Annotated in this window: 10 protein-coding genes; 3 read left to right on the top strand and 7 right to left on the bottom strand. The window is 71.5% G+C overall.

Features of this window, described 5'->3' with window-relative positions:
- Positions 1-96 precede the first annotated feature (96 nt).
- Together O7621_RS27900 and O7621_RS27905 are read left to right on the top strand one after the other, a co-directional pair.
- Positions 97-936 carry an SURF1 family protein gene (locus tag O7621_RS27900; protein ID WP_282231956.1) on the top strand — a complete coding sequence of 280 codons (840 nt, stop codon included), beginning with the start codon at positions 97-99 and terminating at the stop codon, positions 934-936.
- Complete coding sequence (locus O7621_RS27905) at positions 933-2,195, top strand: APC family permease (protein ID WP_282231957.1); 1,263 nt, start codon at positions 933-935, stop codon at positions 2,193-2,195. Before O7621_RS27900 ends, O7621_RS27905 begins: the two co-directional genes overlap by 4 nt.
- 161 nt (positions 2,196-2,356) lie before the next feature.
- Here the strand turns inward: O7621_RS27905 and araA are convergent, their stop codons facing one another.
- The 7 genes from araA to O7621_RS27940 all read right to left on the bottom strand — a co-directional run bounded on the left by araA (position 2,357) and on the right by O7621_RS27940 (position 11,125).
- A complete protein-coding gene (gene araA, locus O7621_RS27910) occupies positions 2,357-3,853 on the bottom strand; it encodes an L-arabinose isomerase (RefSeq protein WP_282231958.1) in 1,497 nt (498 codons plus the stop codon).
- A gap of 76 nt (positions 3,854-3,929) precedes the next feature.
- Positions 3,930-4,622: an L-ribulose-5-phosphate 4-epimerase gene (locus O7621_RS27915; RefSeq protein WP_282231959.1), complete on the bottom strand. Its 693-nt coding sequence runs from the start codon at positions 4,620-4,622 to the stop codon at positions 3,930-3,932.
- Complete coding sequence (gene araB / locus O7621_RS27920) at positions 4,622-6,304, bottom strand: ribulokinase (RefSeq protein ID WP_282231960.1); 1,683 nt, start codon at positions 6,302-6,304, stop codon at positions 4,622-4,624. Before araB ends, O7621_RS27915 begins: the two co-directional genes overlap by 1 nt.
- A 43-nt stretch (positions 6,305-6,347) precedes the next feature.
- On the bottom strand, positions 6,348-7,370 hold the full coding sequence (gene yjfF, locus O7621_RS27925; RefSeq protein WP_282231961.1) for a galactofuranose ABC transporter, permease protein YjfF: 1,023 nt from the start codon (positions 7,368-7,370) through the stop codon (positions 6,348-6,350).
- Complete coding sequence (locus O7621_RS27930) at positions 7,367-8,512, bottom strand: ABC transporter permease (protein WP_282231962.1); 1,146 nt, start codon at positions 8,510-8,512, stop codon at positions 7,367-7,369. The genes yjfF and O7621_RS27930 overlap by 4 nt, the downstream gene beginning before the upstream one ends.
- Positions 8,509-10,035 carry a sugar ABC transporter ATP-binding protein gene (locus tag O7621_RS27935; RefSeq protein ID WP_282231963.1) on the bottom strand — a complete coding sequence of 509 codons (1,527 nt, stop codon included), beginning with the start codon at positions 10,033-10,035 and terminating at the stop codon, positions 8,509-8,511. The genes O7621_RS27930 and O7621_RS27935 overlap by 4 nt, the downstream gene beginning before the upstream one ends.
- Positions 10,036-10,171: 136 nt before the next feature.
- Positions 10,172-11,125, bottom strand: a complete 954-nt coding sequence (locus O7621_RS27940; protein WP_282234768.1) for an ABC transporter substrate-binding protein — start codon at positions 11,123-11,125, stop codon at positions 10,172-10,174.
- A gap of 663 nt (positions 11,126-11,788) precedes the next feature.
- On the opposite strand from O7621_RS27940, the gene O7621_RS27945 reads away from it, so the two are divergent.
- A complete protein-coding gene (locus O7621_RS27945) occupies positions 11,789-12,772 on the top strand; it encodes a LacI family DNA-binding transcriptional regulator (protein WP_123604956.1) in 984 nt (327 codons plus the stop codon).
- The last annotated feature ends 14 nt before the right edge of the window (positions 12,773-12,786 follow it).

Below are 12,786 nucleotides of genomic sequence, written 5' to 3' on the forward strand. Positions count from 1 at the left end.
GTCCCGGGCCCGACGGACGTCCGGTGGGGTCGGCCGGACCGCCACCGGCGGCATCGGTGGAACAGCCGCAAGACGATACCCGGTAGTCTCCGCCATGTGTACCGGTTCCTGCTGACGCCCCGGTGGCTGGGCTACCTCGTGGTGGCGCTGGCCGCCGCCGCGGTGATGGTGCAGCTGGGAAACTGGCAGCTCGACCGCTACCACCAGCGCAGCGCGGTCAACGACCGGATAGACGCCGCCGGGCAGCAGACCCCGGCCGAGCTGACCCGGGCCGCCGGCCACCCGGGCCCGGCACCCGGCCAGGCCGGCGACGCTCCGCCGGAGTCGGCGACCTGGACCAGGGTGACCGCCGTCGGACACTACGACAGCGACAACGACGTGCTGGTCCGCAGCCGTACGGTGAACAGCCGGGTCGGCTACGAGGTGCTCACCCCGCTGGTGCTGGCGGACGGTTCCGCGGTGCTGGTCGACCGGGGCTGGATCCCGCCGGACGACAGCGGGCTCGCCGTCGCGCCGCCGGTGCCGCCGGCGCCGACCGGCGAGGTGAGGGTGACCGGGCTGCTGCGCCAGCCGGAGCCGATGTCCGGCTCGGTGACCCGCCAGGATGGCACGCTGCAGACCCGGCGGATCGCCACCCCGGTGCTCGCCGCCGAGTTGCCCTATCCGATCTACGGCGGCTACGTGCTGCTGCAGGAGCAGGATCCGCCGGCCGACCCGGTCTTCGTCGCCGTACCGATCCGGCACGAGAACAGCTGGCAGAACGGCGGCTATGTGGCCCAGTGGTGGATCTTCGCGGCGATGACCCTGGTCGGTTTCGGCTGGCTGGCCCGGCGCGAGGCACACCACCGGCGGCGGCCGGCCGGTGACGGTGACCGGGCCGACGCCATCGGAGGCGATGCCGACCCGGTCGACCGGCGTCCGACTACCGTGCGGTGAGCCCGACCGACCCGTCGCCCGGCGGCCTGGCCCGCCGGCTGGGCACCGGCGACGCGGTGGTCGTCGGTCTCGGCGCGATGATCGGCGCCGGGGTGTTCGCCGCGTTCGCCCCGGCGGCGGCGGCCGCCGGCGGCTGGCTGCTCGCCGCGCTCGGCGTCGCCGCCGTGGTGGCCTACTGCAACGCGATGTCGTCAGCGCGGCTGGCCGCCCGTTACCCGGAGTCCGGCGGCACCTACGTGTACGGCCGACAACGCCTCGGCGACCTCTGGGGCCACCTCGCCGGCTGGGGGTTCGTGGTCGGCAAGACCGCCTCGTGCGCGGCGATGGCACTCACTGTCGGCAGCTACCTGGCACCGGGGTACGCCCGGCCGGTCGCCGTCGCGGCGGTGGTCGCGCTCACCGCGCTGAACCTGTTCGGCGTACACCGGTCGGCGCTGGCCACCCGGATCATCATCGGTGTCGTACTGGTGGTGCTGGCGGCGGTGGTCGTGGCCGGCCTGCTCGGCGGCACCGGGCCGGTCGTCGGCGCGGCGGGCGGCGCACCCGTCGACGGTTGGGGGGTGCTGCAGGGCGCCGGGCTGCTCTTCTTCGCCTTCGCCGGCTACGCCCGGATCGCCACCCTCGGCGAGGAGGTCCGCGACCCACGGCGCACCATCCCGCAGGCGATCCCGATCGCGCTGGGCATCGCCCTGACGGTGTACGCGCTGGTCGCGATCGCCGCGTTGCGGGCCCTGGGCCCGGCCGGACTTGCCGGCGCACCGGCGCCACTGGCCGCCGCCGTGTCGCAGGCCGGCGCCGGCTGGTTGACCCCGGTGGTACGGATCGGCGCGGCGACGGCGGCGCTCGGCGCGCTGCTGGCGTTGATCCTCGGGGTGTCCCGGACAGTGTTCGCGATGTCCCGGGGCCGGCACCTGCCGGCCGGGCTGGACGCCGTACACCCACGTCGGCAGGTGCCGCACCGGGCGGAGATCGCGGTCGGGGTCGCGGTGGTCGCCCTGGTCTGCGTCGCCGACCTGCGGGAGGCGATCGGCTTCTCGTCGTTCGGCGTACTGATCTACTACGCGGTGGCCAACGCCGCCGCGCTGACCCTGCGCCGTGACGAGGGCGCGCTACCGAAGCCGGTGCCGGTCGTCGGGATCTCCGGTTGTCTGCTGCTGGCCGCCACCCTGCCCGGCACGGCGGTGCTCGCCGGGCTGGCGGTCTTCGCCGTCGGTGCCGTCGTCTGGTGGGCCGGCCGCGGTGTCCGCGCCCGCCGCTGAGCCGTCCGGCCGCCCGCTGAGCCTTGCCCGGCGGCGAGGGAACCCACCTGGTTGTCCTGGAGCCGATTTGACGGCGATGACGGTCCCTCGACGGCCCGGACCGTGGAGCTGCCGGTCCCGCTGCCCGGGGCGCCAGCACCCGGGCAGCGGGACCGGCAGCGTCAGAAGCCGCGGGCCAGCCGGTGGTACGCCTGGCTCCAGCGCAGCTCGGCGGCGAACCGCCGGACCGTGGTGTCGGCGTCGATGACCGCCAGTTCGGTGCCGGTCATCTCGGCCAGGTCGTGCAACTCGTCCACCCCGACGGCCTGGGAGAGGACGGTGTGGTGCGGGCCGCCGGCGGTCAGCCATGCCTCCGCCGACGTCGGCAGGTCCGGCTCGGGGCGCCACACCGCCCGGGCCACCGGCAGCTTCGGCAACGGCTGTGCCGGCGGCACGACCTCTATCTCGTTGGCCACCAGACGGAACCGTTCGCCCAGGTCGACCATGCCGAGCACGACGGCCCGGCCGGGTGCGGCATCGAAGACCAACCGCACCGGGTCCTCCCGGCCGCCGATGCTCAGCGGATGGATCTCACACGACGGGGTGTCGGCGGCGATGCTCGGGCAGACCTCCAGCATGTGCGCCCCGAGGATCCGCTCCTGCCCAAGGGTCAGATCGTAGGTGTAGTCCTCCATGAACGACGTACCACCGGAGGTGCCGACGGACATGGTCTTGAGGGTGCGCACCAGTACGGCGGTCTTCCAGTCGCCCTCACCACCGAAGCCGTAGCCGTCGGCCATCAGCCGCTGCACCGCAAGACCGGGCAGCTGCCGCAGCCCGCCCAGGTCCTCGAAGTTGGTGGTGAAGGCCCGGAAGCCGCCCTCGGTCAGGAAGCCGCGCAGACCCAGCTCGATGCGGGCGGCGTAGCGCAGCGAGTCGTGCCGGTCGCCACCGGCCCGCAGCGCCGGGTCCACCCGGTACCGCTGCTCGTACTCGTCGACGAGGACCTTGACGTCGGGGTCCGGTACCGCGTCGACCGCCTCGACCAGCTCGTTCACACCGTACGTGTTGACCGAGACGCCGAACCGGACCTGCGCCTCCACCTTGTCGCCTTCGGTGACCGCGACGTTGCGCATGTTGTCGCCGAACCGGGCCAGCTTCAGTGACCGCAGCTCGGTGTGGCCGATCGCGGCCCTCGCCCAGCCGGCGATCCGACCGACGACCCGGGGGTCGCTGACGTGGCCGGCGACGGTCTTGCGGGCCACCCCGAGCCGGGTCTGCACGTAGCCGAACTCGCGGTCGCCGTGCGCGGCCTGGTTCAGGTTCATGAAGTCCATGTCGATCTCGGCCCACGGCAGCGTCACGTTCGCCTGGGTGTGCAGGTGCAGCAGCGGCTTGCGCAGCGCGTCCAGACCGGAGATCCACATCTTCGCCGGGGAGAACGTGTGCATCCAGGCGACCACCCCGACCACGCCGGGTTCGGCGTTGGCGGCGAGGCAGACCCGCAGGATCTCCTCCGGGCTGGTCAGCACCGGCCGCCAGACGATCTTGACCGGCAGCCCGTCGGCGTCGTCCAACCGCCGGGCGATCTCCTGGGACTGCTCAGCCACCTGCTGCAACGTCTCCGGACCGTACAGCCCCTGGCTGCCGGTCAGAAACCACACCTGCGCCGACCGCATCGATGCCTCCATCACCACGGATCCCCCCTGTGCCACACTTCTCGGTCCCATCTAGACAATCTCTGCCGGCTGCGGTTCACCGCTGGCCGTACACGTTCTGGTAGCGCTCGTACAGCGCGTCGACCGCCGCCTGCGGCAGCGGCTCGACCGGACCGAGCTGGCGGGCCAGGTGGATGGTGCGGGCCACGTCCTCGCACATCACCGCCGCCTTCACCGCCGCCTTCGCGGTCGCGCCGATGGTGAACGGGCCGTGCTGGCGCATCAGCACCGCCGGTGAGCGGTGTCCGGTGAGCGTCGCGACGATGCCACGGCCGATCGCGTCGGAGCCGATCAACGCGAACGGCCCGACCGGGATCTCGCCGCCGAACTCGTCGGCCATCGCGGTCACCGCGCACGGGATCGGTTCGCCGCGCGCCGACCAAGCGGTGGCGTACGGGCTGTGCGTGTGCACCACCCCGCCGACGGACGGCATGTGCCGGTAGACGTACGCGTGTGCCTCGGTGTCGCTCGACGGCGCGTAGTCGCCCTCGACCAGCGTGCCGTCCAAGTCGGTGACGACCATGTGCGCCGGGGTCAGCTCGTCGTAGCTGACCCCGGACGGCTTGATCACCAGCAGGTCGGCGCCGGGTACCCGGGCCGAGACATTGCCGCTGGTCCAGGTGACCAGCCCCCAGCGGGTCAGGTGCTCGTGCAGCCGGCACACCTCGGCACGCAGTCGGGTGATCTCGGCGGCGAGTTCGGCGGAGTGGATGGCGGTTGTCGTCGTCATTACGCGGAAGCCTCCCGGTCGGAGCGGGCGAGCGCGGCGTTGCGGATGTCCCGCAGCCGGTGCATCGCCTTGTCGGCACCGGCGCCGAAGTGGTCGTGCAGCAGCTGGTACTCGGCGTACAGCCGGTCGTAGCCGGCGGCGGCGTCGGGGTCGGGGCGGTAGACGGCGGTCTCCACCGCGCCCATCACCCCTGCTGCAGTGACCACGTCCGGGTAGGCCCCGGCGGCGACCGCCGCGTGGATCGCCGAACCGAGCGCCGGTGCCTGGTCGGAGCTGGCCACGCTGACCGGCCGGCGCAGCACGTCGGCGTAGATCTGCATGATCAGCTTGTTTCGTTTCAGCCCGCCGGCGACGACGAACTCGGTCACCGGCAGCCCGGCCCGTTCGAACGTCTCCACAATGGTGCGGGTGCCGAACGCGGTCGCCTCGATCAGCGCCCGGTAGATCTCGTCCGGCCGGGTGGCCAGGGTCAGCCCGACGATCAGCCCGGACAGGTGATGGTCGACCAGGACCGACCGGTTGCCGCTGTGCCAGTCCAGGGCGACCAGCCCGTGCCCGCCGACCGGCTGCTCGGCGGCCTGCCGGGTGAGCAGGTCGTGCACGCTGAGTCCGAGACGCGCCGCCTCGTCGTGCACCGCCGGCGGTACGCCGTTGTCGACGAACCAGGCGAAGATGTCGCCGACGCCGGACTGGCCGGCCTCGTAGCCGTACGCCCCGGCGGTGATGCCACCGTCGACGACGCCGCAGATGCCGGGGACCTCGACCAGGTCGGTGCCGTTCATCACGTGGCAGGTGGAGGTGCCCATCACGGCGAGCAGCTGGCCCGGTGCGACCGCCCGCGCGGCCGGTGGGGTGACGTGCGCGTCGACGTTGCCGACGGCGACCGCGATGCCGACCGGCAGCCCGGTCCAGCCGGCGGCCTCGGCGGTCAGCCCGCCCGCCCGGGCGCCCAGCGGCAGGATCGGATGCGCCAGCCGGGTGACCGCGAAGTCGGCGAAGTCGGGGTGCAGCGCGGCCAGGTACGCCGGGTCCGGATACCGGCCGTCCTGGTGGATGCCCTTGTAGCCGGCGGTGCAGGCGTTACGGGTCTCGGCGCCGCACAGCTGCCAGATGATCCAGTCGGCGGCTTCGATCCACCGCTCGGTACGGGTGTAGACCTCCGGGTCCTCCTCCAGCACCTGCAGCGCCTTGGCGAACTGCCACTCGGCGGAGATCTTGCCGCCGTACCGGCCGATCCACGGCTCGCCGCGCTGGTGGGCGAGGGCGTTGATCCGGTCGGCCTGCGGCTGCGCCGAGTGGTGCTTCCACAGCTTCGGCCAGGCGTGCGGCCGGTCGGCCAGCTCGGGCAGCTGGCACAGCGGGGTGCCGTCGGCCAGGGTCGGCAGCACGGTGCACGCGGTGAAGTCGGTGGCGATGCCGATCACCTGCGTCGGATCCACCCCCGCTTCGACGAGCGCCGCCGGTACGGCGTACCGCAGCACGTCCCGGTAGTCCTCCGGGTCCTGCAACGCCCAGTCCGGCGGCAGCGGTTTGCCGCTGGTGGGCAGGGCCCGGTCGATGACGGCGTTGCGGTACTCGTGCACCGCCGAGCCGGCTTCGGCGCCGTCGGCGACCCGGACCACGACGGCCCGCCCGGACAGGGTGCCGAAGTCGATGCCGATGGTGTACTGGTCGGTGTTCACCCGTTCTCCCTGTGGTGGATTCTGGCCTGGCCACTATGGTGAGTCATCTGCGCCGCCGGGTGACCAGGCGTTGCAGAATGATGAAGGCGAACAGCAGCACCCCGATGACGATCTTCGTCCACCAGGAACTCAGATTCGCCTGGAAGGCGATGATCGTCTGGATGAGACCGAGCACCCCGACGCCGAGGACGGTGCCGAGCAGGTACCCCGATCCGCCGGTCAGCAGCGTGCCGCCGATCACCACCGCGGCGATCGCGTCGAGTTCCATTCCCTGGGCGTGCAGGCTGTAGCCGGAGAGCATGTAGAAGCTGAGCAGCACGCCGCCGAGGGCCGCGCAGAACCCGCTGACGGTGTAGACGGCGATCCGGGTCCGCCCGGCCGGCAGCCCCATCAGCAACGCGGACTGCGGGTTGCCGCCGATCGCGTACACGTTGCGGCCGAACGGCGTGTACGCGAGCACGAAGGCGGCGATCAGCACGACGACGAGCGCGATGACCACGCTGATCGAGATGAAGTAGCCGTCGCCGAAGCGGATCCGGTGTTGCGCCGCCGCGGTCCAGAACGCGTCGGTGATCGGGATCGAGTCGCTGGTGATCAGGTGGCAGAGCCCACGGGCGAAGAACATCCCGGCGAGGGTCACGATGAACGGCTGGATGTCGAAGAAGTGGATGATCAGGCCCATCAGCAGCCCGAGCGTGGTGCCGATGAGCAGGACCAGCGGCAGTACCACACCGGCCGGCCAGCCCTCGCGCAGCAGCACGGCGGCGCAGACGGTGGTCAGGGCGACCACCGCGCCGACCGACAGGTCGATGCCGCCGGTGAGGATCACGAAGGTCATCCCGACCGCGACGACCAGCAGGAAGGCGTTGTCGACGAAGACGTTCAGCAGGATCTGCGGCTGGGCGAACCCGGTGTAGTTGAGCGCGCCGAGGCCGTACATGGTGGCGAGCAGGGTGAGCGTGGCGAGCACCGGCAGGTGCCGTTGCTGCGGCAGGTACCGCCGGGGGCGGACGGTCGGCGTCGGCGCGGTGGCCGTCGCCTGCCGGGGGTCGCTGACGTCGATCATGCCCGTACCTCCGCCTCTGCCTGCGCCGTCGGGCCGGCCTGCCGGGGCAGCCCGCCACCGGTGCCGTCCGGTCGCTTCCCGGACGGCGAACCGGGCGGGGAGCCGGGTGGGCGGTCCGGGCCGCCCCGGCGGGTGATCCCGGCCAGCCGGGCGCGGAACGCCGACGACTGGGCCAGGCACAGCACGATGACCACGACCGCCTTGAACAGCAGCGTCGCCTCGCTGGGGATGCCGATGGTGTAGATGGTGATGTCCAGCGCCTTGATGATCACCGCGCCGAGGACGCTGCCGGCGAGGGAGAACCGGCCGCCGGTGAGCGCGGTACCGCCGATGACGACTGCGAGGATCGCGTCGAGCTCGATCAGGTTGCCGGCGTTGTTGCCGTCGGCGCTGGAGACGTTGGAGCTGAAGATCAGACCGGCGATGCCGGCGCAGAGTCCGGCGAAGACGTACGCCAGGATGACGAGTTGCCGGGCGCGGATGCCGGCCAGTCGGCTGGCGGTCGGGTTGCCGCCGACCGACTCGACCAGCATGCCGAGCGCGCTGCGCCGGATCAGCAGCGCCGCGGCGGTGACCACTGCGACGACGATGAGCACCGACACCGGCAGGGTGAGCGCGTAGCCGGCGCCGATCACCTTGTACGGCGCCGAGTTGACGTTGATGATCTGCCCGTCGGTGATCAGCTGGGCCAGCCCTCGGCCGGCAACCATCAGGATCAACGTGGCGATGATCGGCTGGATGCCGATCGCGGCGACCAGGGTGCCGTTCCAGAGGCCGAGCAGCACCGACAGCCCGAGCGCGAGGACGACGGCGAACAGTACGCCGCCGACGCTGTTCTGGTCGGCCAGACCGCTGATGTGCAGGCAGGCGAGCGCGCCGGAGATGGCCATCACCGAGCCGACGGACAGGTCGATGCCGCCGGTGGCGATGACCACGGTCATCCCGACGGCGACCAGGACCAGCGGGGTGCTGGCCCGCAGGATGTCGATCAACGACCCGTACAGGTGCCCGTCGCGAACCGTGATGGAGAAGAAGCTCGGGGTGAAGAACAGGTTGCTGACCAGCAGCAGCACCAGGATCAGCACCGGCCAGAACAGCCGCTGCCGGACCAGGCCGGTCAGTCGTCGATGCGTGTCGCTCATGCTGCCGCCTCCCCGGCGATGGTCCGCATGATCCGGTCCACGTCGACGCCCGCGCCGTTGGCGAGCTGGTCGATCATCTGCCGGTCCCGCAGTACCGCGATCTTGTGGCTGAGCCGGAGGACCTCCTCCAGCTCGGCGCTGATGAACAGCACCGCCATGCCGCCGCCGGCCAGCTCGACCACCAGGCGCTGGATCTCCGCCTTGGCACCGACGTCGATCCCCCGGGTCGGTTCGTCGACGATGAGCAGCTTAGGCTCGGTGATCAGCCAGCGGGCCAGCAGCACCTTCTGCTGGTTGCCGCCGGACAGGTTGCGGATCGGCAGCTCCGGGTCGGCCGGGCGGATCTGCAGCGCGGCGATGTACTTGGCGACCAGCTCGTCCTGGCGGCGACGCGGGATCGGTCGGGCCCACCCCCGGGCGGCCTGCATGGCGAGGACCAGATTCTCCCGTACGGTCAGGTCCTCGACGACGCCCTCGGCCCGCCGGTTCTCGGAGCAGAAGGCGATGCCGTTGGCCATCCCGGCGCGCGGGCCGCGCAGCGCGGTCGGCTTGCCGGCGATGCTCACCCGGCCCCGCTCCGCGCGGTCGGCGCCGAACAGCAGTCGGGCCGCCTCGGTACGCCCCGATCCGAGCAGCCCGGCGAAGCCGACCACCTCGCCGGCGTGGATGGTCAGGTCGAACGGGGCGATCGCCCCGGACCGGCCGAGTCCGGTGGCCTCCAGCACCGGCTGGCCGCCCTCCAGGGTGGCCAGGTCCGGCTTGGACTCACCGTCGAGCTGCTCCAGCACGCTGAGGTCCTTGCCGATCATCTTGGCCACCAGCTCCAGCTGGCTCAGCTGCGCGACCGGCCACTCACCGATCAACCGGCCGTTGCGCAGCACGGTCATCCGGTCGGCGATCTCGTAGACCTGGTCAAGGAAGTGCGAGACGAACAGGATCGCCACGCCGGACTCTTTGAGCTGGCGGATCACCGCGAACAGCTGTTCCACCTCGGAGGCGTCCAGGCTGGAGGTCGGCTCGTCGAGGATGAGCACCTTGGCCGAGATGTCCACCGCGCGGGCGATGGCGACCATCTGCTGTACGGCGAGCGAGTGGCTGGACAGCGACGCCGTCACGTCGATGTCGAGGTGCAGCCGGTGCAGCAGCTCGGCCGAGCGGCGCCGCATCGTGACCCACCTGATCGCGCCGAACCGACGGGGCTCCCGCCCGATGAAGATGTTCTCCGCCACCGACAGGTTGGGGCAGAGGTTCACCTCCTGGTAGACGGTGCTGACGCCGGCCTGCTGGGCCTGCAGCGGACCGGCGAACCGCACCTGCCGGCCGGCGAGCCGGATCTCGCCGCGGTCGATCCCGTAGACCCCGGTGAGAACCTTGATCAGGGTGGACTTGCCGGCGCCGTTCTCGCCCATCAGGGCGTGCACCTCGCCGGGGAACATCCGGAAATCGACGTCGTCGAGCGCGACGACGCCGGGGAAGGTCTTGCCGATCCCGGTCATCTCCAGGATCGGCGCCGCGTCGGTCATCCGTACCTCTCACTGCTGTCGCTGCGGCCGGCCACCGCCGGCCCGGTCGGCGCCTGCGGGGGCCGACCGGGCCGGCGGCCGGCGCCTGCCCCGTCGTCCTGCCCGGCGTGGTGGCCGGGCAGGACGACGGATCGGCTCAGTACTCCCGGGTGGGCAGCGCTTCCTTGGCCTGCTCCTGGGTGAAGGTGGTCTCCTCGGTGACCACCCGCTTGGGCACCGACTCACCGGCGTGCACCTGCTCGACCAGCTCCATCAGCTGTGGCCCGAGCAGCGGGCTGCACTCCGCGATGAAGTTGATCTTGCCGTCGGCGAGCGCCTGCATGCCGTCGCGGACCGCGTCGATCGTGATGATCGTGATGTCCTGGCCGGGCACCAGACCGGCGGCCTCGATCGCCTCGATCGCGCCGAGACCCATGTCGTCGTTGTGTGCGAAGAGCACGTCGATGTCGTCGTGGGCCTGGAGGAAGGCCTCCATGACCTCCTTGCCCTTGGCCCGGGTGAACTCACCGGTCTGCGACGCGATGATCTCGAACTTCGGGTCGGCCGCGATCGCCTCGCCGAAGCCCTGCTTGCGGTCGTTGGCCGGGGCCGAGCCGGTGGTGCCCTGCAGCTCGACGATCCGCACCGGTCCCGACTCGTCGGCGAACTCCTCGACCAGCCACTCCCCGGAGAGCCGACCCTCGAGGACGAAGTCGGAGCCGATGAAGGTCTCGTAGAGCGTCTCGTCCTGCGAGTCCACCGCCCGGTCGGTCAGGATCACCGGGATCTCGGCGTCCTTGGCCTCCTTGAGCACCGTGTCCCAGCCGGACTCCACGACCGGGGAGAAGGCGATCACGTCGACCCGCTGGGCGATGAAGTTGCGGATCGCCTTGATCTGGTTCTCCTGCTTCTGCTGGGCGTCGGCGAACTTCAGGTCGATCCCGGCCTCGGCCGCGGACTCCTGGATCGACTTGGTGTTCGCGGTACGCCAGCCACTCTCGGCACCGACCTGGGAGAAGCCGAGGACGATCTGGTCGTCGCCCCCGCCACCCCCCTCCGCGCCCGAGTCACCACAGGCGGCGGTGGTCGCCACCATCATCGCCGCGATCATGACGGCGGAAAAACGTCTGAACACTGCCTACCTCCCGCTGAGGCTGATGTCGTCCGCCGGTTGGCCGGACGACCGGCGGTCGAAACGGCCCACGGATGCGGTGGACCGATTGTTAGCGTTAACTTTGTGGCCTGGTCAAACACCCGGTGTGCGCCGAGCTTCCGACCTACCGACACCCTTCCCAGGTGGCCAGACTGGTCGGGATGCCATCGGCGGCTGGGGCTCAACCGCCGCGTTTCAGGAGTGTTACCGTTCTCATCAAGCACGTCAAGGGGGTGGATCGCGGCCGTTACCGCTCTGTTGCGACAACTTTCCCCGGCAGCGCCGAGTGGAGCTGGACGTTCAGATGAGCGATAACATCGACAACGGTCGCAGACAAGGATATCCGGTCCGGTGCCCGCAGTGGGCAACCGCTGCCGGATCGGTGGAGCCAGGTTCTCCCCTCGGCTCGCCGCCAGCCCATGGCGGCTCCCGGCGGGTGACCGCTAACCTCGCTGTTGACGGAGCTGGCACGGGCACCGGAAGACAGCCCGGCCCACCCGGCCGGTCCAGTTCCGCAGCCCTGGCACCACGCCGGGTTTCCAGATCATCGGCAGTGCCGGCACGTCCCGGCCGGACTTGAGGTGGGCAGCGGTGAGCAGCAGAAGCGTCCGGGAACCAGCGATGACGGATGTGGCCAGGCTGGCCGGGGTGAGCCACCAGACGGTGTCCCGGGTGCTCAACGGTCACCCCAACGTGCGCGAACAGACCCGGCTGCGGGTCCGGGCCGCCATCGCCGAGCTGGGCTACCGGCCGAACCGAGCGGCCCGCGCCCTGGTCACCGGCAAGTCACAGGTGATCGGAGTGGTGGCACAGAACTCGACGCTCTACGGCCCGGCGTCCCTGCTCGCCGCGTTCGAGCAGGCCGCCGGGGCCGCCGGGTTCGCGGTCAACGTGGGCAGCGTCCGCAGCCTGGACCGGCAGTCCATCGCCGGTGTCGTCGACCGCCACCTCGACCAGCGGGTCGCCGGCCTGGTGGTGATCGCACCGGTGGTCTCCGCAGGCGAGGCCGTGGAACAGGTGCCGGCCGGGGTGCCACTGGTCACCATCGACGGTGACCCGCAGCGCAACACCGCGCTGGTCACCGTCGACCAGGCGGCCGGGGCCCGGGCCGCCACCCGGTGCCTGCTGGACGCGGGTCACCCGACCGTCTGGCACGTCTCCGGGCCCGGCGACTGGTTCGACAGCGCCGGGCGAATCCACGGCTGGGAGCAGACCCTGCGGGACGCCGGCGCCGAGGTCCCACCACTGGTGCCGGCCGACTGGAGCGCGGCGTCCGGCTACCGGGCCGGGCAGATGCTGGCCCGGATGCGCGACGTCACCGCCATCTTCGCCGCCAACGACCACCTCGCGCTGGGCATCCTGCGGGCCCTGAGCGAGCGGGGCCGGCGGGTGCCGGACGAGGTCAGCATCGTCGGCTTCGACGACGTGCCGGAGGCCGCCTACTTCACCCCACCGCTGACCACCGTCCGGCCGGACTTCGACGCGGTGGCCAAGGCCAGTCTGGCGCTGCTGCTGCGACAGATCGAGTCGGGCGCGCGCAGCGACGAGCGGCACACCATCGAGCCGACCCTGGTGCACCGGCGCAGCGTCGCCGCGCCCAGCTGAACCGGCCCGCCAGC

The sequence above is a fragment of the Solwaraspora sp. WMMD937 genome (assembly GCF_029581175.1).
Lineage (GTDB): Bacteria > Actinomycetota > Actinomycetes > Mycobacteriales > Micromonosporaceae > Micromonospora_E.